Genomic DNA, 20,215 nt, shown 5'->3' on the forward strand with positions numbered 1-20,215 from the left:
AGCCATGAGCGTAATTGAAACCTCAACCGCGCCGCTCGCGCAACAACAGGCTAACGCACTGCTAAACGTAAAAGATTTGCGTGTGACGTTTGCGACCCCCGACGGCGATGTAACTGCGGTCAACGATTTAAACTTTTCTCTGCGAGCTGGAGAAACGCTGGGTATTGTCGGTGAATCCGGTTCGGGTAAATCGCAAACGGCCTTTGCCCTGATGGGCCTGTTGGCGGCAAATGGTCGTATCGGGGGCTCCGCAACGTTCAACGGGCGTGAAATTCTGAATTTACCGGAACGTGAACTGAACAAACTGCGCGCCGAGCAAATCTCGATGATTTTCCAGGACCCGATGACGTCCCTCAATCCATACATGCGGGTCGGGGAGCAGTTGATGGAAGTTCTGATGCTGCATAAAGGCATGAGCAAAGCGGAAGCTTTTGAAGAGTCAGTCAGAATGCTGGATGCGGTGAAGATGCCGGAAGCGCGTAAGCGTATGAAAATGTATCCGCATGAATTCTCCGGTGGTATGCGTCAGCGCGTAATGATCGCCATGGCACTGTTGTGCAGGCCCAAATTACTGATAGCCGATGAACCGACCACTGCGCTTGATGTAACGGTACAGGCGCAAATTATGACGCTTCTGAATGAACTGAAAAGCGAATTCAACACCGCGATTATCATGATCACCCACGATCTGGGGGTTGTTGCCGGTATTTGCGATAAAGTCCTGGTGATGTACGCCGGACGTACTATGGAATACGGCAGTGCGCGGGATGTCTTTTATAAGCCCGTTCATCCGTATTCGATTGGTTTGCTAAATGCCGTACCTCGTCTGGATGCAGAAGGGGAAGAGATGCTCACTATACCGGGTAACCCACCGAACCTGCTGCGTCTACCAAAAGGCTGTCCATTCCAGCCGCGTTGCCCGCATGCGATGGAAATCTGTAGCAGTGCTCCGCCACTGGAGGAATTTAGTCCAGGCCGCCTGCGTGCCTGCTTTAAGCCGGTGGAGGAACTGGTATGAATGCGGTGACCGAACAACGTAAAGTGCTCCTTGAGATTGCCGACCTTAAAGTCCATTTTGATATTAAAGATGGCAAACAGTGGTTCTGGCAACCGACTAAAACCCTGAAGGCGGTTGATGGCGTAACCCTGCGACTGTATGAGGGCGAAACCCTGGGCGTGGTCGGTGAATCAGGCTGCGGAAAATCGACCTTTGCCCGTGCGATTATCGGCCTGGTGAAGGCCACCGATGGAAAGGTCGCCTGGCTGGGTAAAGATTTACTGGGCATGAAACCCGATGAGTGGCGGGAAGTACGCAGCGATATCCAGATGATTTTCCAGGATCCTCTGGCATCGTTAAACCCGCGCATGACTATTGGTGAAATCATTGCTGAACCGCTGCGAACTTATCATCCGAATCTTCCTGGTCAGGAAGTCCGCGACCGTGTGAAGGCGATGATGATGAAGGTTGGACTATTGCCTAACCTGATTAACCGCTACCCACATGAGTTTTCCGGTGGCCAGTGTCAGCGTATTGGTATTGCCCGCGCGCTGATCCTCGAACCGAAGTTGATTATCTGCGATGAACCGGTTTCAGCGCTGGATGTATCAATCCAGGCCCAGGTGGTTAATCTTCTGCAACAGCTTCAGCGCGAAATGGGATTATCGTTAATCTTCATTGCTCACGACCTCGCTGTGGTTAAACATATCTCCGACCGTGTGCTGGTTATGTATCTCGGACACGCGGTGGAATTAGGGACCTATGATGAGGTGTACCATAACCCGCTGCATCCTTATACCAAAGCGCTGATGTCTGCGGTGCCAATCCCCGATCCGGATCAGGAAAGGAATAAGGTTATTCAGTTGCTGGAAGGCGAGTTACCGTCCCCGATTAATCCTCCTTCCGGTTGCGTGTTCCGTACGCGCTGCCCGATTGCTGGACCGGAATGCGCAAAAACGCGCCCGGTTCTGGAAGGAAGTTTCCGACATGCAGTTTCCTGCCTGAAAGTAGACCCGCTATAATCCTGAGGGCTGACAAAGGTCAGCCCTTTTTTTGGTGAGGTTTCTGTGCCAGGTTTAGTCTCTTCTGTCCGCCGTGCGCTCTATCGCAAATTATTTGATTTAAATACCCGTTCAGGGCGTCGCTTTGAAGGTATGTGCGCACTATTTGCCTTGCTCAGCGTTATCGTTATCTTCATTGAGTCCGGAGTAGGGACGCAATACCATTTAACCTTTGAGGAATGGCGCATTTTTGTCTGGCTGGAGATCTTTATTACTCTGGTCTTCACCCTCGAATATCTTCTGCGCTTATGTTGCTGGGCCAACCCCGCTAAATATGTGTTCAGCTTCTGGGGGATAATTGACCTTGCCACCATTCTGCCGCTGTATGTGATGTGGCTATGGCCGGAAATCAGTCTGAGCTATGTTTTCGCCTGGCGAGCGATGCGTGTCCTGCGCGTTCTGCGTATTCTCAAGCTGCTGCGCTTCATGCCTTCTCTGCGGGTGTTCTGGAATGCGTTAAAAAGCGCCCGACATCAGCTGATGCTGTTCTATTCCTTTATCGCCATCCTGATGGTGGTTTTTGGCGCGATGATGTATCTGATTGAAGGGCCAAAATATGGGTTTACTACGCTGAATGCGTCGGTGTATTGGGCGATTGTTACTGTAACCACCGTCGGCTATGGCGATATCACGCCACACACACCGTTGGGGCGCATGGTGGCGTCTGTGCTTATCCTGATTGGTTACTCGGTGATTGCAATACCGACGGGATTGATTACCACGCACATGAGCAGTGCGTTCCAGCAGCGCGGGCACCAACGAAAATGTCCGCAGTGCCAGCAGGCGCAGCACGAACATAGTGCGCAATTTTGTAACCGCTGCGGAAGTAAACTACCGGGCTAAAAATGAAAAAAGCTGCGAGAGCAGCTTTTTTGTTTGATTATTCGCGCCAGAGAATATGGCAGAGCTTATGATCTTTTTCGCGACATAATAAAACGCGCGCAAAAATATCGTTAATCTCGCCGTCTTCTGTATCTGCCAGACCAATCACCACCTCGGCAAAGAAGTCAGGGTTCAGGTCAAAATCAACATGCTCCTGCCAATCTTCTGCCGGATCGAACAACTCGGCACCGCCACGCTCTTCAAACTGCAAATTGAACAGAATGATGTCGGCTGGATCCAGATTGTCCGCAGCCAGTTCGAGAAAAATGTCGTAAGCCTGCTCAAGCGTTTCGTCTTCGGTCAGGCGATTGTTCAAATCCATATCCATAATGACTACCTGTTTACTGTCTGATGGGCACGTTTTACAGCAACGGACTAAAGAAGTAAAACAGTCGCTCTGCTATCCTCTGCCAGAGTGGTCGTTTTACCCACAAACGGGCATCAAGCAGGCGTGAACGCGAAATATAATCATCCTGCACTGCCGCGAGATCGCCACCGAATCCGGCATCATCAATGACCAGCGTGATTTCAAAATTGAGCCACAGGCTGCGCATATCCAGGTTAACCGTCCCGACCAGGCTCAGCTCGCCATCGACCAGTACGCTCTTGGTGTGCAGCAAGCCACCTTCGAACTGATAAATTTTAACGCCGGCTGCCAGCAGCTCGGTGAAAAAGGCCCGGCTTGCCCAGCCAACCAGCAGGGAGTCATTTTTACGTGGAAGAATGATACTGACGTCAACCCCACGCTGCGCTGCCGTGCAGATCGCGTGCAACAGATCGTCGCTGGGGACGAAGTAGGGGGTGGTCATAATTAAATATTCACGCGCTGAATAAGCAGCGGTTAGCAGCGCCTGATGAATCAAATCTTCAGGGAAACCAGGTCCCGAGGCGATAGTGTGAATGGTGTGGCCGCTGGCCTGCTCAAACGGCATGATATTGACGTCTGGTGGCGGAGGCAAAATGCGCTTTCCGGTCTCAATTTCCCAGTCGCAGGAATAGACAATGCCCATAGCAGTGGCGACAGGACCTTCCATTCTCGCCATTAAATCAACCCATTGCCCGACACCCGCATCCTGTTTGAAGAAACGCGGGTCGACCATGTTCATGCTGCCGGTATAAGCAATGTAGTTATCTATCATGATCATTTTGCGGTGCTGACGCAGGTCCATACGGCGTAAAAATACACGCATCAGGTTCACCTTCAGCGCTTCTACAACCTCGATACCTGCGTTACGCATCATCGCCGCCCAAGGGCTGCGAAAGAACGCCACGCTGCCAGCGGAGTCCAGCATCAGGCGACAGTGAATGCCACGTCTCGCGGCAGCCATTAACGACTCGGCTACCTGATCGGCCATACCGCCAGGCTGCCATATGTAGAACACCATTTCGATGTTGTGGCGCGCCAGTTGAATATCACGGATCAGCGCCTGCATCACGTCATCTGAACTGGTGAGCAACTGCAGTTGGTTTCCCTTAACCCCGGCTATTCCCTGACGGCGCTCGCACAGTTTAAATAACGAAGAGGCGACGCTGCTGTTTTCCTGGGCAAAAATATGCTTGCAGGCCTTGAGATCGTTCAGCCATTTGGCCGTTGACGGCCACATTGCCCGGGCGCGTTCGGCACGTCGCTTACCCAGGTGGAGTTCACCAAAGGACAGATAAGCAATGATCCCTACCAATGGCAGAATATAGATGATCAACAGCCAGGCCATTGCGGAGGGCACTGCGCGTCGTTTCATTAGAATGCGTAATGTTACGCCAGCAATGAGTACCCAGTAACCCAGAATGACCAGCCAACTCACCACGGTGTAGAAGGTTGTCATAAATTTAAAAATCCTTTTGAAAGCGTATTGTTAAGAGTTTACGCATCAGGATTAATCTGGCAAATAAAAACAAGGGAAAACCACTGGTCTGCATTCGGTCTGGCGTTATAATGGCCGCTCAGTGACTGAAAGAGTAGTAAACATGAAGCGTAGTAGAACGGAAGTGGGACGCTGGCGGATGCTGCGTCAGGCTAGCCGCCGTAAAGCACGTTGGCTTGAAGGACAATCGCGTCGTAATATGCGTATCCACACTATCAGAAAGTGCATTCTCAACCACCAGCGTAACTCGTTGTTGTTTGCGATCCACAGCATCTGATCCCAAAAGGGCACCGCTGGCGGTGCCCAATGTCTGCTTTGCGTTCTGTTTTTAAAATACTTTTTTGTACGGTTTTACTGAAACCTGCGCATACACGCCCGCCGCGACATACGGATCGGCTTCCGCCCACGCCTGTGCCGCCTCCAAAGATTCAAATTCGGCAATCACCGTCGAGCCGGTAAAACCCGCCGCACCGGGATCGTTACTATCGACCGCTGGCATGGGGCCCGCCGTGAGCAAACGACCTTCGTCATGAAGGAGTTGCAGGCGAGCCAGATGAGCAGGGCGCACGGAGAGACGTTTTTCGAGAGAGTCTGCGATATCTTGAGCGTAAATAACATACAGCACGGGTAGAGCTCCTTGAACGGTAAAAGTCGTTAATAACGTTATTGGAAAGGCCTAACAACTGCAACGGAAAGATAACTGATATGTTAAGGCCATACTCTGAAAGCGGTTTTTTATCATAAAATCGCGTTTTAAATGTCAGTTACCGCCACGGGCTTATTGAATATGATTGCTATTTGCATTTAAAATCAGGGCCTGGTTTTTTTACTGAAACGATTATGACTTCAATGACCCTTGATTTACCTCGTCGCTTTCCCTGGCCAACGTTACTGTCTGTCGGCATTCATGGTGCCGTAGTGGCTGGTTTGCTGTATACCTCGGTACATCAGGTTATTGAACTGCCTGCGCCAGCGCAGCCGATCTCTGTCACGATGGTCGCGCCTGCAGACCTTGAACCGCCTCAGGCCGTTCAGCCGCCGCCGGAACCCGTTGTCGAGCCTGAACCGGAACCAGAACCGATTCCAGAGCCACCAAAAGAGGCACCGGTGGTGATTGAAAAACCGAAGCCCAAGCCTAAACCCAAGCCAAAACCGGTGAAAAAGGTGGAAGAGCAACCGAAACGCGATGTTAAACCAGCAGAACCGCGCCCGGCCTCCCCACTGGAAAATACGGCACCTACTCGAACAATGACCAATACCGCGCCGGCAACTACCAGCAAACCGGTGGTCAGTGCGCCATCAGGTCCACGCGCTTTAAGCCGTAATCAGCCTCAGTATCCGGCGCGAGCTCAGGCGCTGCGCATTGAAGGACGGGTAAAGGTCAAATTTAACGTAACGCCGGATGGTCGGGTTGAAAATGTGGAGATCCTGTCTGCACAGCCTGCCAATATGTTTGAGCGTGAAGTGAAAAACGCGATGCGTAGATGGCGTTATGAGGCAGGTAAACCCGGTTCCGGACTCGTGGTGAATATTGTTTTCAAATTAAACGGCACAACGCAAATCGAGTAAGCATCAGGCCGTCCGGCAATCATCACTCTTGATCATTGCCGGATAGCATTACTGGCGTGTGCTATCAGGCCAACGTGGGAATTGGACGCGGTTTCCCGTCTTTATCAACGGCAACGTAGATAAACAGAGCTTCGGTGGCTTTATAGCGCTGCCCAATAGGTTCAGAAGCGACTTTCTTCACCCAAACTTCAATATTGATGCTGATTGAGGTTGTCCCGCGTTTCACACAGCGCGCGTAACAACACACTACATCACCTACGGCGACCGGCCGCAAAAAGCTCATTCCTTCAACCCGCACCGTTACCACACGACCATGTGCGATCTCTTTGGCCTGAATCGCGCCACCTATATCCATTTGTGACATCAGCCAACCGCCAAAAATATCACCATTCGCGTTGGTATCTGCAGGCATGGCCAGAGTACGTAAAACCAGTTCACCCTGGGGAGTGTTATTCGTTGTTGTCATTGTAGAACCGACTATAGAGAAAGATTACAGGCGCGATGCTACTAGAATTTGTGCGTTGAGAATAGAGGGGATGCGGCGTGCAGAACAGATGTAAGCCAGGTTGTCAGCACAATGGAACGCGAGGGGATAAAAATTCGCCAGATCCGCAGATCTGGCGAGCATGTATTACGATTTATCTTCTTGCGGCAGATGACGGTAAATATAGACTCCACTCAGCAGCGTAAAGAATAAAGTCAGGGCGGTCAGGCCGAACACTTTGAAGTTGACCCAAATGTTCTGCGGTAGCCAAAATGCAATATAGATATTCGCCAGACCACACAGGATGAAAAAGACGGCCCATGCTAAATTAAGTTTCGACCACACCGGCTGCGGCAGGGTCAGCTCTTTACCTAACATGCGCTGAATTAGCGGCTTTTTCATTACCCACTGGCTAACCAACAGAGCACCAGCAAACAGCCCGTAAATCACCGTTACTTTCCACTTAATGAATTCATCGTTGTGGAAAAAAATAGTCAGGCCACCAAATACGGCCACCAGGACAAAGGTGATTAACGCCATCTTCTCGACCTTGCGATAGCGAACCCAGCTGTAAATCAACACTACAGCCGTCGCGACAATCAGCGCCGAGGTCGCCGCATAGATGTCATAAAGCTTATAAAAAGCAAAAAAGACAACCAGCGGTAAAAAATCAAGAAACTGCTTCATTCTTCGATTCCGTCATCAAAAGCACCGGGTACAAGCCCGGAATGCGTTCAGGGTTTATTGGCGAATCAGCATGTACAGGCGGAACAAATAGATCAGCAACACGGCGGAGATCATATTGCTCAGCGTATTCGCCAATACCGCGCCTACATTCGGCGTAAGTACTGCAAAACTTGGCGCAAAAAGCAACAGCAGCGTTTTTGCCAGCAACCAACCGATCACTGCCGGCGCAACCAGTCGCATATTCGACCACGCCAGACGCATACTGTTGCGCATCGCGGCAAAGACACCCATTTTGTCCTGTACCAACATCACAGGGGCGAGTGCCAGCAGGATCGCCAGCAGAATACCGGGTACAACAACCAGCATAATACCGATTTGCACCAGCAGAGTAGTCAGAAAAATCAGAATAAACAGCTTCGGTAACACTGGCGCACTGGCGCCGATGGCACGTAATGCGCTGACGCGATGACCTGCTGAAATCAGCTGAATCATCAGGATGACACCCCCGGCGAGGATGGCATTACCAATCAGACCGGAAAACGTCGACGCCGCGGAAGCGCGTAGCAAAATTTGCTGTTGCTCCGGGGTCATGTTTTGCACCAGATCGAACAGCCCCACGCTGCTGGTTAACTGATCGCCTTCACTGAGTTGCGCAATTTGTGCGTCAGTGGGGGAAAAGGCATGCCCTAACACCACTGTGATAAACGCGCACAACAACGATACCAGCAAGATGGTAATGAATTGATTACGGAAAAAGTTTCCCGTGTCACGGTAAACGGATTTCGCCGTGATAGACATGCACTCTCCTTGAGTTTTGCAGGTGTTCATTTGCGGGCAATTGTACCCTGGATAACTCTGCAGTGGCAGCATCGCGCGATGTATGGAAAAGCATATCTGTGTAAAGCTGCAGTAATTTTTGGCTATGACTTCAGCGTCGTGCATGAACGCTGTTTGTTATCTGCGCATCACGAGCAGATATCCATCACCCATCAGCAATGAGCTGGAGGTACTTGCACATTGAAAATATATCAAAATTGATCTGAATTAATTTAACCAGGATTTTGAATGCAAGTTCTAACTTAATCTGGATCAATAAATGTTAAATTATCAAAGTCAATGTGATCCATGTTAGATCACTTATTACTCCAATGTGGGTATATTCGTTCCGCTTTTATAACCATAACGATGGAGCGGACATGAAAAAATTAACAGTTGCAGCATTGGCTTTAACAACTCTTCTCTCTGGTAACGCATTTGCGCATGAAGCTGGAGAGTTCTTTATTCGTGCAGGTTCTGCCACCGTCAGGCCGACGGAAGGTGCAGGTGGTACGCTGGGCAGCTTAGGTGGCTTTGATGTCAGCAATAACACGCAGTTGGGTCTGACATTTACCTACATGGCAACCGACAATATCGGTGTTGAATTACTGGCAGCTACGCCGTTCCGCCATAAAATCGGCACTGCTGCAACGGGTGATATTGCCACCGTACATCATTTACCGCCGACGTTAATGGCGCAGTGGTACTTCGGTGACTCCAGCAGTAAACTGCGTCCGTACGTAGGTGTTGGGGTGAACTACACGACCTTCTTCGATGAAGGCTTTAACGACAACGGTAAAGAAGCGGGGTTATCGGACCTGAGTCTGAAAGATTCCTGGGGCGCAGCAGGGCAAGTTGGTATGGACTATCTGATTAACCGTGACTGGCTGATTAACATGTCGGTGTGGTACATGGATATCGACACCACCGCAAGCTATAAAATGGGCGGTGTACAGCAGCGAGACAGCGTACGCCTTGATCCGTGGGTGTTTATGTTCTCTGCGGGTTATCGTTTTTAAGTTTTTCTGCAAACCCCCTGCAAAACTGGTCATCAAATGGCCAGTTTTTCCATTCTTTTCCACACGTGTCGTTGTCTTGAACGGCCATTATTTTGCGCCTCTGGCGTGACAAAATTTGTGTGTCGATACCTCGCTATAAGCTGTACTGCGCTAACTTTAATAGCAAGTGTGTTTATCTGGAATATCACTTTTGTTTCTCTTTTCTTATGCATTATTGTTGCGGTTCATTTATTACGCACAAAAAACCTGAAGATAGTCAGGGGATAATTTATCCAAAATGTTAACTATTGATAAAATTAAAGTAACATATCGTAAAATTTGGATATTTTATTTTTCATGGACGAGGATTTATACGTCATGATATAATGTAATGCTAGGTTATTTACCTGTCGGCTATGTAAATGAATTTTTGAGGAGATCATTCCAGTGGGACGTAAGTGGGCAAATATTGTTGCTAAAAAAACAGCTAAAGACGGAGCAACGTCTAATGTATATGCAAAATTCGGTGTAGAAATTTATGCTGCTGCTAAACAAGGCGAACCAGACCCAGAATTAAATACATCTTTAAAATTCGTTATTGAACGTGCTAAACAAGCGCAGGTTCCAAAACACGTTATTGATAAAGCTATTGATAAAGCCAAAGGCGGCAGCGATGAAACGTTCGTGCAAGGGCGTTATGAAGGCTTTGGTCCCAGTGGCTCACTGATTATCGCTGAAACATTGACTTCAAATGTTAACCGTACGATTGCTAATGTCCGCTCAATTTTTAATAAAAAAGGCGGGAATATCGGAGCGGCTGGTTCTGTCAGCTATATGTTTGACAATACCGGAGTGATTGTATTTGAAGGGACAGATCCTGACCACATTTTTGAAATTTTGCTTAATGCTGAAGTAGATGTTCGTGATGTAACCGAAGAAGAAGGAAACATCGTTATTTATACGGAATCTACAGATCTTCACAAAGGCATTGCAGCTTTAAAAGCCGCAGGGATTACTGAATTCACTACCACAGAATTAGAGATGATTGCTCAATCAGAAATTGAACTTTCACCAGAGGATTTAGAAGTCTTTGCAGGGCTTGTTGATGCCCTTGAAGATGACGATGATGTTCAAAAAGTATATCATAACGTTGCAAATCTCTAATGATAGATTAAAAGAATCTGTCATTATGGCAGATTTTTTTAACTCATAGGGTTGTTATGAAGAAGAATGTCTGGCCAGATATGTTTATTCTAAAAAATAGATAAAAACCACTATCTTAAAAAAGAAAATGTAATAATTAAAATCTCTGGCCTTAACTTCTTAGGTACGCGATAAACGTTATACGTCCAATACGCCCCGCGATATCCTGAATCCACTCAGCGCTGCTATGAACAATTGAGATGTTAACTCCATCATTCCAGGTCATCCTGATGCAAGCACAACGTGAGTTCCTCGCTTATCGCTGTCCCGACAGTATGAGTGAAGCTTTTCATCAGACTTTTCATCAGATAGTCTGGTCCGCTTCACGCTCAGAGTCGTCCAGCGATTGACAGTCTCAGGCAGTATGGAAACAATGAGTACAAGTACACTGTTATTACAAACTCGGATATTTTCCATCGTCATCAACTAAAAAGATCTGAGATAGATACCAGGTATCATTTTCTTTGGACAATTGATATTCATAAATAGGTGAATAATACGGCCTTGATAATTTGGTCGTTACGACCGCTATTTTTTCAGTAATCTGAACCGATATGATCTTCTCTTGCTCAGGGTCATGACTAGACTCAGAACCAAAAGCTATAGGCTCGCCCTGAAAACCAGGTTTTGTATATTTTTTCAAAAGCTCATTCCAACCCTTCTGGGCCTGGAGCATAACTTCTTGCTTTCCATCGTTCTGATTTCTCAGGAATGACTGGTCATTCCAATATTTATAATCCCTCTGGAAAGCGGTGACTACCTGTTCCGGAGTATTTGCCAGTATGTCCCCAGCGCTTAAAAATCCAACGCTTAACACAACTAATTTAATCAACAGATGTCTCAACAAGTTCACCCATATTTGGTATGCTTTAAAGCAGTGTCTCGCAAGGGACTTTTTGAAGTCAACTTAATTAATAGCTGCACAACCAGGATGATTGAACTGTATAGATTCCGAGCATGCCTGACAGTAGTTAGCAACCAGGAAACATTCCCCTCGTTCTTCATTTAAACATTCTGGGGAAAACATCGTGCCTTTCTCCCCTTTGATGTAGTGCTACTCTTTAAGCAAACCAACTTTGAGGGTATTGCTGATGATGTTGACCCGCCATCTGCTACAGCAAAAAATCACACTTCTGGAACCGTTCTCCGAAGATCAAACGGCAGCGTTTGCCGTGAGTGCTGCACGTGAGTTATTACTTTACATGGATAAAATTGAGGTGCTGGAGAAAATTATTGCGACTCCAGTTACACTACCTTATTGCAGCGCAAGTCCGGTTTGCGAGATTGAGGCGGGCTATGCCGCAGGCGTAAACGACTGCCGCGAGGCCATCCGGCGGGCAGGATATCCTATCGAAGGTGATGATTAGTTTGCGTTTATGTTAACAAATATGTGATTTTATTGTATAAATATGTAACCTAAGCGCGCGACTGCGGGCTACATCAACTTACCTGCTTCGGAGTGGCAAACATTCTCTATCAACGTACAACGCTGTTATGCAACAACATAAACGGGTAACCGATTTGGCAATACTGTTAACTATCAGGGTGGACTCGTGAAGATTGTGCAGGATAAGCTCAGAAACAGGCAGGCACTGCTGGTATCAGGGCTCATTACGTTGATATTTACTTCGTTGTTTCTGTTTATTATTTATGAACAGCGAATGGCCGCTGCCAGCGAAGGTGTCAACCGCCTGCAAGCGCGCATGATGGACATTTTTAACGATAACGAGCTGATCGCCGATGCGATTGGTGAGCGTTATCACCATATCAAAACGGGGGAACAATGCGGCGATATTTCAAAATTTGTTCTCCGGGATGAGGATGAATGGGGAATTAACGCCGATCCAAAGCGACTGCATTCGGCGACGGGGACAATGGTTGCCCAGCAAACCAGTCACAACGCGCTGTGTATGTATACGGCGGCTGAATTTATTCGCGGTATGGTCAATGAGCTAAACCCGGGCAGCTTCGATGCACATCGTTATATCATCGCCAAAAATTCAGATTATTTTTACTGGTTTATGGCTTCCGATTCACGCAATTTCAGTTTCTCAAATTCTGAAATGGCGCGGGATATCACTCAATTTTTCTACCCGCCCGTCGATTTCTATACCCGATTACTGCAAAAAAACGTCAAAAACAAAGCCCTTAGTTCGACGAATTTTTATACCGATAAAATTACCGGTGAAAAAGCTTACAGCGTGGTGAGTTATATCTACGATCTGTCTGGCAAAGAGATATCAGACCAAATCGTAGCCTATCTGGTCTATGACCATTCAAAGCCCGAATTGCAGGAAGCGTTAGCCCAGGCATTTGACAACCAAATTCCACCGGAGCTGAACGTGGAGTTGGTGAATTTAACAAACCATGAGAGTCTCTGTTTATCCGGCAAATGTACAAGTCAATCCCGCTTTATGGTGCGCAATTTTTCGGAGAAATATGCACTGCACTATTCGCTATCATTAGGTCGTTTTATGGTACGCGACACACATGCTGGGATCGTGATTCTGCTGGCGCCGTTCTTTTTCATCATGATCAGTTTCTCACTCAAATCATGGCTGAATGAAAGCGACCTCAAGGTTTATATCGATACTCTGACCGGCTGTTTTAACCGCCGAATACTCGACATTATCAAGCGTCGGGATTTATCACACTGTTCGGTGGTGCTACTGGACTGCAATAAATTCAAGGCCGTCAATGATACCTGGGGCCACGCGGCAGGCGATCGCGCGCTGCAAATTATCGCCAACAGGATGCTGTCAAACACCCGCACCAGCCACGATATTGTGATTCGTACCGGCGGGGATGAATTTATGATCCTGCTGTTTCGATCACAGGCAACTGACGCTATAGCAATCGCGCAACGTATTAGCGGGCAGGTGACCAGTCATGTGTTCGTTGTGGACGGCCATACCGTGCCATTGTCAGTATCGTGGGGAATTGCAGAGGTGAACGATGAACTGGATGTGGCCATTCAGAATGCGGATAGCGCTATGTATAGAATGAAGCACACGAAAGAAGGGTGAAACCGCCAGCTGTCACTGGCGGTTGATTTAACTTACTGCTGGGTGGCGGTTTTCATCGCGCTGACAAACGCTTTCAGCTCAGCCAGCATCTGATCCGGTGCCGCAACATTTTTCTCAATGACCTTCACAATTGCCGAGCCGGAAATTGCGCCGGCAGCACCGGCTTCAATAGCACCAGCGACCTGTTCAGGCGCAGAAATACCAAAGCCCTGTAAAGAAGGCGGAGCATCATATTGTTTCAGCTTTTCAACCAGATGATACAGCGGTAATGCCGCACGATTTTCTGCACCGGTCACACCTGCACGTGAAAGCAGATAAGTGTAGCCACGGCCATAAGAGGCAATCTGGCGTAGCAGTTCTTCATCAGCGTTCGGAGGGCAGATGAAAATTGGTGCAATATTGTGGCGGAGCGCTGCAGTTCTGAACGGAGCTGACTCCTCAACAGGCACATCGGCCACTAACACAGAATCCACACCCACTTTTTCGCACTGGGCGTAAAACTCGTCAATGCCCTTGCTGAAGACCAGGTTGGCATACATCAGCAACCCAATGGGAATCGTCGGATGCTTCTGGCGAATCAGCGCCAGCATTTCAAAGCATTGCGACGGTGTAACGCCGGCGGCAAACGCTCGCAGGGTGGCTTCCTGTATGGTCGGACCGTCTGCCAGCGGATCGGAGAACGGAATGCCGAGCTCAAGCGCGTCGGCACCGGCTTCAATCAGCGTATCAATGATTTTCAGTGACTGCTCAACAGACGGATCGCCCAGGGTTACGAAGGGGACAAAAGCGCCTTCTTTGCGGTCCTTCAGCTGTGCAAACAGGTTTTTGTAACGTTCCATCAGATTTCCCCTCGCGCTTTCAGAATATCGTGTACGGTGAAAATGTCTTTGTCGCCGCGACCGGAGAGATTAACCACCAGTAACTGCTCTTTTTCCGGATTCTCACGCATCATTTTCAACGCGTGCGCCAGGGCATGGGAGGACTCCAGTGCCGGAATAATTCCCTCGTGCAGACACAGCGTTTTGAAGGCTTCCAGTGCTTCATCATCGGTGATTGAAACATAATCAGCGCGACCAATGCTGTTCAGGTACGCATGCTGTGGCCCAACTGACGGGAAGTCCAGCCCTGCAGAAATAGAGTAAGACTCTTCAATCTGTCCCTCTTCAGTCTGCATCATTGGGGACTTCATGCCGAAGTAAATCCCGACACGACCATGCTTCAACGGTGCGCCGTGCTCTCCAGACTCAATTCCGTGACCGCCTGGCTCTACTCCAATCAGACCTACGCTGGTTTCATTAATAAAATCGGCGAACATACCGATGGCGTTAGAACCGCCACCCACGCAAGCGATAACGGCGTCCGGCAGGCGACCTTCTTTTTCCAGAATCTGCGCCTTGGTTTCTTCACCGATCATGCGCTGGAACTCACGCACAATGGTCGGGAAGGGGTGCGGACCAGCCGCCGTACCGAGCATGTAGTGCGCGGTATCGTAGCTGCCAGACCAGTCGCGAAGCGCTTCGTTACAGGCATCTTTCAGCGTTGCGGAACCGCTGTGAACGGGGATAACTTCAGCGCCCATCAAACGCATACGGAAAACGTTAGGCGACTGACGTTCAACATCTTTCGCACCCATGTAAATACGGCATTTCAACCCCAGCAGTGCGCTGGCGAGAGCAGATGCAACCCCGTGCTGACCCGCGCCAGTTTCGGCGATAATTTCCGTTTTACCCATGCGCTTCGCCAGCAACGCCTGACCCAGCACCTGATTGGTTTTGTGCGCGCCGCCGTGCAGTAAATCTTCACGCTTGAGATACAGCGTTGTGTTGGTGCCTTGAGTAATGTTCTGGCACTTGGTCAGTGCGGTTGGGCGACCTGCATAGTTTTTCAGCAGGTCTGTAAACTGCGCCTGAAATTCAGGATCCTTTTGTGCGCTGACAAAAGCTTCTTCCAGCTGGCGCAGGGCAGGCATCAGAATCTGTGGCACATACATACCGCCAAATTCACCAAAGTACGGATTGAGTAATGTTGTCATGTCCTTTTCCTTAATATGCGCGCAGCGTCTGAAAGACCGAAGCCAGAAGACGTGCATCTTTGATGCCCGGCTGTGACTCTACGCCAGAATTGAAATCGAGACCGGCACAGCCGGTTTTTGCCGCGTCAACGCAGTTATCTGCGCCGAGTCCGCCAGCCAGTAAAACGTTATCCAGCGATTGTCCACCTAAAAGTGTCCAGTCGAAGCGTTGACCGCTGCCGCCCTGGCCGTTATCGAAGACGTATTTATCGACATGCTGATAATCACGGGCTGGCAAAGTTTCGCTGACGCTGAGTGCCTTCCAGATTTGCACCTGTGCGGGCAGTACCTCGCGCAGGGCGTCAACGTAGGACTGGTCTTCGTTACCGTGCAGTTGCACGGCAGTTAGTCCCAGTTCCGCCGCTGTTGCGCTCACGTCGGTTATATCTGAGTTGCGAAACACCCCGACGTATTGCAGCGGCGCGCCGGTCATGACCTCTCGCGCTTGTTCAACGTTGACCGCGCGCGGTGATGTGGGGACAAAAATCACGCCGCCGTAAATGGCACCCGCTTCGTATGCCGCATTTGCATCCTGAGCCCGGGTTAAACCGCAGACTTTATTCTCGCCGAGCAGTACGCGACGCACGGCGGCGTGCAGATCATCATGCGACATCAGCGCGGAGCCAATCAGAAAACCGTTGGCGAAGTGGCTGAGCTCGCGCACCTGACCATAGGTGTTGATCCCGGACTCGCTGATGACGGTAACACCGTGACCCAGTCGCGGCGCCAGTTGACGGGTACGATTCAGATCAATCGACAGGTCGCGTAAATCACGGTTGTTGATACCAACGACTTTGGCGCCCAGTGCGATAGCACGCTCCAGCTCTTCTTCGTTGCTGACTTCGGTCAGTACGCCCATTTTCAGACTGTGGGCGACGGCGGCGAGTTGACGATATTGCTCATCATCGAGCACCGACAGCATCAATAAACAGGCGTCCGCCTGGTAGAAACGTGCCAGGTAAATCTGGTAAGGATCGATAATAAAGTCCTTGCACAGAATCGGCTGCGGTGCGATGCGGCTGACGATGGGCAGGAAATCAAAGCTCCCCTGGAAATACTTCTCATCGGTCAGTACAGAGATCGCGGAAGCATAATGTTTATAGACGCCAGCAATTTGTGCCGGGTCGAAATCATCACGGATCACGCCTTTTGATGGAGATGCCTTTTTGCACTCCAGAATAAAGGCGGTGCGCGCACCTTGCAGCGCATCGTAGAAATCACGTGAGCCAGGCTGAACATCATTTTGAAAGCTGGCCAGCGGTTGTTGCTGTTTACGGGCTTCTACCCAAATCGCCTTGTCTGCGACAATTTTCGCTAAAACGGTTTGCATCATTTACCCTCTTGCTGCCAGTGCAGTAACGCGGTCATAGGCCGCACCGCTACGCAGTACATTAATCACGGTTTGCGCATTGGCTTTTAAATCTTCTTCACCGTGCAGGCGCATTAACATGGCGACATTTGCGGCAACAGCAGCCTCATGAGCGGCTTCACCTTTACCTTGTAACAAGCGACTAAGAATGTCACGGTTTTCTTCCGGCGTGCCGCCAGCCAGCTGTTCCTGATGGTAAGGCGTCAGACCAAAGTCTTCTGCCGTCAGTTGATAACTCTTGATTTCCCCATCGTGCAGCTCTGCCACTATGGTCGGCGCATGCAGCGAAACTTCGTCCATGCCACCACTGTGCACCACGGCTGCTCGTTGATATCCCAGCACGCGCAGCGTCTCGGCAATGGGTAGCACCAGTTCCGGGCTGTAAACGCCGATCAGCGCCAGCGGCGGATGCGCCGGGTTAATCAACGGGCCGAGCACGTTAAACAGCGTGCGGGTTTTCAACTGCTGGCGTACTGGCATGGCATGGCGAAAACCGGTGTGATATTTCGGCGCAAACAGGAAGCACACCCCGAGGTCGTCTAGCGCCTGACGGGACTTATCAGCGTTCATATCCAGATTGATGCCAAATGCCGCTAACAGATCCGAAGAGCCAGACTTGCTGGAGACGCTGCGGTTGCCGTGTTTGGCAACTTTCAGTCCGCAAGCCGCCGCAACAAAGGCGCTGGCGGTAGAAATATTGATACTGTTGCTGCCGTCACCGCCGGTACCGACAATATCGGCAAACAGATAATCAGGGCGCGGGAACGGGGCTGCGTTTTCCAGCAGCGCGGTTGCCGCACCGGCAATTTCATTCGGGTGTTCGCCACGAATTTTCATGCTTACCAGCGCCGCAGCCAGTTGTTCCGGTTTCAGTTCACCGCGTACCACGGCAGAGAACAGCTGGTGGCTTTCCTGCTGGGACAGCGTTTGGGCCTGATACAGTTTCTCCAGAATGGGTTGCAGCGTATTGGTTTGTTCAAGCTTCTGTTGCGCCCAGGCCAGCGTTTGTTCCAGCAATCGCGCGCCCTGGGTGGTCAGAATTGACTCCGGATGGAACTGGAAGCCGCAGACGCGATCGGTATCGTGACGTACCGCCATCACCATGCCGTTAAAGTGGGCGTTAATGGTCAATCCAGCAGGTACGTTGCTGCCAACCAGTGAATGATAGCGTGCCACCGGCAGCGGATTTGCCAGACCGGCGAACATTGCCTGACCGTCGTGTTCAATGCTGGACGCTTTGCCGTGCAGGATCTCTCCGGCCTGACCCACATATCCACCATAGGCTTCAACAATGGCCTGGTGTCCCAGACAAATACCGATGATTGGCAGCTTGCCGCGCAGGCGGGTTAACAGCTCCGGCATGCAACCTGCTTCGCTTGGCGCACCTGGGCCTGGAGAGAGCATCAGCACCGGATTTTTCATCGTTGCTAAGCGGTCAATCAACGTCTGGGCCGGAATATGGTTGCGGTAAATCACCACGTTGTGACCATTAGTACGCAGCTGATCCGCCAGGTTATAGGTAAAAGAGTCGATATTATCGAGCAGCAGAATGTCAGCCATTAGAAGGTCTCCTGTGCGTGGTGCGCGGTGGCGATAGCACGCAGAACCGCGCGCGCTTTATTACGGGTTTCATCGGCTTCAGACTGCGGTACAGAATCCAGAACAATCCCGGCACCGGCTTGTACGGTGGCAATACCGTCTTCCACGAGGGCGGAGCGAATGACAATACAGGTATCCAGATCGCCATGCGCCGTGAAGTAACCTACCGCACCGCCGTAGCTGCCACGGCGACGACCTTCTGCCTCGGCGATAAGCTGCATGGCGCGAACTTTTGGCGCTCCGCTTAACGTGCCCATATTCATACAGGCGCGGTAAGCGTGCAGCACATCCAGATCGCTACGCAATTCGCCGACCACGCGCGAAACCAGGTGCATAACGAAGGAGTAACGATCGACCTTGGTGAGGTCAGCAACATAGCGGCTGCCAGGCGTACAGATGCGCGCCAGGTCGTTACGCGCAAGGTCAACCAGCATCAGGTGCTCAGAAAGCTCTTTATGGTCGGTACGCATCTCCAGCTCGATACGGCTGTCGAGATCGCGATCAAGCGAACCGTCCGCACGACGACCGCGCGGGCGAGTACCAGCAATCGGGTAGATCTCAATCTGGCGGCTGGTGGCATCGTATTTCAGCGAGCTTTCCGGGGAGGCGCCAAACAGCGTGAAATCGTTGTCCTGCATGAAAAACATGTATGGGCTGGGGTTACTTTTCTTCAGCACATAGTAGGCCGCCAGCGGAGATGGGCAGGGCAGCGAGAAACGGCGGGATGGCACCACCTGGAAAATTTCGCCCGCGCGAATCGCCTTTTGCATGCCACGTACTACGGCGCCAAACTCTTCATCACTCTGATTGCACTCGCAGCGCATCTGTGGGACTTCAGTGACCGGCAATGGCGGCGCAGGCTCGGTAAGCTGCTGGCTCAACTGCGCCAGACGAGCGTTAATACGCTGTTTTTCAGCATCATTAGGGGAAAAAATACTGGCTTGAATACGGGTGCTTTTTTTCTGGTGGTCGATAACCATCAGCGTTTCTGCCAGATAGAAGCAGTAGTCAGGGCAACGGTTGCCCGCTTCAAGCTGAGGTAAATCTTCAAAACCGGCAACCAGGTCGTAGGAAAAAAGACCGCCGAAGAACATCGCTTCACGTTCTTGCGCTGGAACATTCACCAGCTCCTGCAGTAAGCGAAAAGCGTCAAATACGGAAAGAGAACATAAGCGGGCGTCTTCATCCAGCAGCGGGCTGACGGCGGGGAATCGCAGATGACGACCATTCGGCTGTTGTTCGTTCTCAACGCCAGCGGGCAGGGCAGCATCCAGCAGGGGCAGCAGCGATGCGCCGTTTGCGGACAACGCCTGAATAGTGACAGTGTCACCTAGAGCTGTAATGCGTAATGCGCTGTCGACCAGCAGCAGGCTCTTCAGATCGTCTTTGCTGTCGATATCTGCAGATTCCAGCAGCAGTGTTGCTGGACGTGCGCCACACACCTGATGAAACAGCGCCGTCGGATTCTCTCGGTAGGCGGCATCGCAGGCAAGCAGTTCGAGTGTCGGTTTTTGAGTTTGCATCGTTATTCTCATTAATTTTGTTCAAAAAAAAGCCCGCTCATTTGGCGGGCCGGGTATCTGGTTGCATA

Annotated in this window: 21 protein-coding genes, 1 pseudogene and 1 other annotated feature (1 of these 23 running past the window's edge); of the genes and pseudogenes, 9 read left to right on the top strand and 13 right to left on the bottom strand. The window is 50.3% G+C overall.

All coding sequences use genetic code 11. The annotated features are described in order from the left end of the window. Positions 1-4 precede the first annotated feature (4 nt). Genes oppD through OGY71_RS03325 form a run of 3 tightly spaced genes read left to right on the top strand, consistent with a single transcriptional unit; the run spans position 5 to position 2,901 of the window. Positions 5-1,018: a murein tripeptide/oligopeptide ABC transporter ATP-binding protein OppD gene (oppD, locus tag OGY71_RS03315; protein WP_003833364.1), complete on the top strand. Its 1,014-nt coding sequence runs from the start codon at positions 5-7 to the stop codon at positions 1,016-1,018. Beyond that, positions 1,015-2,019, top strand: coding sequence for a murein tripeptide/oligopeptide ABC transporter ATP-binding protein OppF (gene oppF, locus OGY71_RS03320; protein WP_003833363.1), 1,005 nt, complete (start codon positions 1,015-1,017; stop codon positions 2,017-2,019). The genes oppD and oppF overlap by 4 nt, the downstream gene beginning before the upstream one ends. 45 nt (positions 2,020-2,064) lie before the next feature. Next, entirely contained in the window at positions 2,065-2,901 is an 837-nt protein-coding gene (locus tag OGY71_RS03325) for an ion transporter (protein WP_257661939.1), read from the top strand. Between the two features lie 37 nt (positions 2,902-2,938). Here OGY71_RS03325 and OGY71_RS03330 read toward each other — a convergent pair whose 3' ends face one another. Continuing rightward, the gene (locus OGY71_RS03330; protein WP_003020691.1) at positions 2,939-3,268 is read right to left on the bottom strand and encodes an HI1450 family dsDNA-mimic protein; all 330 of its coding nucleotides are present in this window, start codon (positions 3,266-3,268) and stop codon (positions 2,939-2,941) included. 34 nt (positions 3,269-3,302) lie between these two features. Then, positions 3,303-4,763, bottom strand: a complete 1,461-nt coding sequence (gene cls, locus OGY71_RS03335; protein WP_003020687.1) for a cardiolipin synthase — start codon at positions 4,761-4,763, stop codon at positions 3,303-3,305. A 142-nt stretch (positions 4,764-4,905) separates the two neighbouring features. Here cls and OGY71_RS03340 point away from each other — a divergent pair, with 142 nt between their 5' ends. Next, positions 4,906-5,079 carry a YciY family protein gene (locus OGY71_RS03340; protein WP_003020684.1) on the top strand — a complete coding sequence of 58 codons (174 nt, stop codon included), beginning with the start codon at positions 4,906-4,908 and terminating at the stop codon, positions 5,077-5,079. A 51-nt stretch (positions 5,080-5,130) separates the two neighbouring features. On the opposite strand, the gene OGY71_RS03345 is transcribed toward OGY71_RS03340, so the two are convergent. Then, positions 5,131-5,427 carry a YciI family protein gene (locus tag OGY71_RS03345; RefSeq protein ID WP_003020675.1) on the bottom strand — a complete coding sequence of 99 codons (297 nt, stop codon included), beginning with the start codon at positions 5,425-5,427 and terminating at the stop codon, positions 5,131-5,133. 215 nt (positions 5,428-5,642) lie between these two features. Between OGY71_RS03345 and tonB the strand changes: the two genes are divergently transcribed. Next, entirely contained in the window at positions 5,643-6,371 is a 729-nt protein-coding gene (gene tonB, locus OGY71_RS03350) for a TonB system transport protein TonB (protein ID WP_168150127.1), read from the top strand. A gap of 64 nt (positions 6,372-6,435) precedes the next feature. Here the strand turns inward: tonB and yciA are convergent, their stop codons facing one another. The 4 genes and pseudogenes from yciA to OGY71_RS03370 all read right to left on the bottom strand — a co-directional run. Next, positions 6,436-6,837 (bottom strand): acyl-CoA thioester hydrolase YciA, encoded by a 402-nt coding sequence (yciA, locus tag OGY71_RS03355; protein ID WP_003020670.1) that lies wholly within the window; start codon positions 6,835-6,837, stop codon positions 6,436-6,438. Positions 6,838-7,002: 165 nt separating this feature from the next. Then, positions 7,003-7,542 (bottom strand): septation protein A, encoded by a 540-nt coding sequence (locus OGY71_RS03360; protein WP_003020667.1) that lies wholly within the window; start codon positions 7,540-7,542, stop codon positions 7,003-7,005. Between the two features lie 54 nt (positions 7,543-7,596). Further along, on the bottom strand, positions 7,597-8,340 hold the full coding sequence (locus OGY71_RS03365) for a YciC family protein (protein ID WP_003020663.1): 744 nt from the start codon (positions 8,338-8,340) through the stop codon (positions 7,597-7,599). Between the two features lie 28 nt (positions 8,341-8,368). Next, positions 8,369-8,446 (bottom strand): annotated as a pseudogene (locus tag OGY71_RS03370) (YkgJ family cysteine cluster protein); the annotation flags it as partial. 292 nt (positions 8,447-8,738) lie between these two features. Here OGY71_RS03370 and ompW point away from each other — a divergent pair. Continuing rightward, positions 8,739-9,377 carry an outer membrane protein OmpW gene (gene ompW / locus OGY71_RS03375; RefSeq protein ID WP_126957511.1) on the top strand — a complete coding sequence of 213 codons (639 nt, stop codon included), beginning with the start codon at positions 8,739-8,741 and terminating at the stop codon, positions 9,375-9,377. Positions 9,378-9,803: 426 nt separating this feature from the next. Continuing rightward, a complete protein-coding gene (locus tag OGY71_RS03380) occupies positions 9,804-10,520 on the top strand; it encodes a YebC/PmpR family DNA-binding transcriptional regulator (protein WP_063940825.1) in 717 nt (238 codons plus the stop codon). A 433-nt stretch (positions 10,521-10,953) separates the two neighbouring features. Here OGY71_RS03380 and OGY71_RS03385 read toward each other — a convergent pair whose 3' ends face one another. Then, on the bottom strand, positions 10,954-11,391 hold the full coding sequence (locus OGY71_RS03385; protein WP_286612840.1) for a hypothetical protein: 438 nt from the start codon (positions 11,389-11,391) through the stop codon (positions 10,954-10,956). Positions 11,392-11,650: 259 nt separating this feature from the next. On the opposite strand from OGY71_RS03385, the gene OGY71_RS03390 reads away from it, so the two are divergent. Continuing rightward, positions 11,651-11,926 carry a hypothetical protein gene (locus tag OGY71_RS03390; protein WP_063940823.1) on the top strand — a complete coding sequence of 92 codons (276 nt, stop codon included), beginning with the start codon at positions 11,651-11,653 and terminating at the stop codon, positions 11,924-11,926. A 186-nt stretch (positions 11,927-12,112) separates the two neighbouring features. After that, on the top strand, positions 12,113-13,585 hold the full coding sequence (locus OGY71_RS03395) for a GGDEF domain-containing protein (protein ID WP_003833346.1): 1,473 nt from the start codon (positions 12,113-12,115) through the stop codon (positions 13,583-13,585). A 32-nt stretch (positions 13,586-13,617) separates the two neighbouring features. Here OGY71_RS03395 and trpA read toward each other — a convergent pair whose 3' ends face one another. The 5 genes from trpA to OGY71_RS03420 are packed head-to-tail and all read right to left on the bottom strand — an operon-like array spanning position 13,618 to position 20,147. Next, entirely contained in the window at positions 13,618-14,424 is an 807-nt protein-coding gene (trpA, locus tag OGY71_RS03400; RefSeq protein ID WP_286612842.1) for a tryptophan synthase subunit alpha, read from the bottom strand. Further along, entirely contained in the window at positions 14,424-15,617 is a 1,194-nt protein-coding gene (trpB, locus tag OGY71_RS03405; protein WP_003020645.1) for a tryptophan synthase subunit beta, read from the bottom strand. Before trpB ends, trpA begins: the two co-directional genes overlap by 1 nt. A 10-nt stretch (positions 15,618-15,627) precedes the next feature. Continuing rightward, positions 15,628-16,986, bottom strand: coding sequence for a bifunctional indole-3-glycerol-phosphate synthase TrpC/phosphoribosylanthranilate isomerase TrpF (trpCF, locus tag OGY71_RS03410; protein WP_286612862.1), 1,359 nt, complete (start codon positions 16,984-16,986; stop codon positions 15,628-15,630). A 3-nt stretch (positions 16,987-16,989) separates the two neighbouring features. Continuing rightward, complete coding sequence (gene trpD / locus OGY71_RS03415; RefSeq protein WP_003020639.1) at positions 16,990-18,585, bottom strand: bifunctional anthranilate synthase glutamate amidotransferase component TrpG/anthranilate phosphoribosyltransferase TrpD; 1,596 nt, start codon at positions 18,583-18,585, stop codon at positions 16,990-16,992. Continuing rightward, a complete protein-coding gene (locus OGY71_RS03420; RefSeq protein ID WP_063940820.1) occupies positions 18,585-20,147 on the bottom strand; it encodes an anthranilate synthase component 1 in 1,563 nt (520 codons plus the stop codon). The genes trpD and OGY71_RS03420 overlap by 1 nt, the downstream gene beginning before the upstream one ends. A gap of 23 nt (positions 20,148-20,170) precedes the next feature. After that, positions 20,171-20,215: a sequence feature (Trp leader region), on the bottom strand (it continues 50 nt past the right edge of the window).

The organism is Citrobacter sp. Cpo109 (assembly GCF_030332565.1).
GTDB lineage: Bacteria > Pseudomonadota > Gammaproteobacteria > Enterobacterales > Enterobacteriaceae > Citrobacter > Citrobacter portucalensis.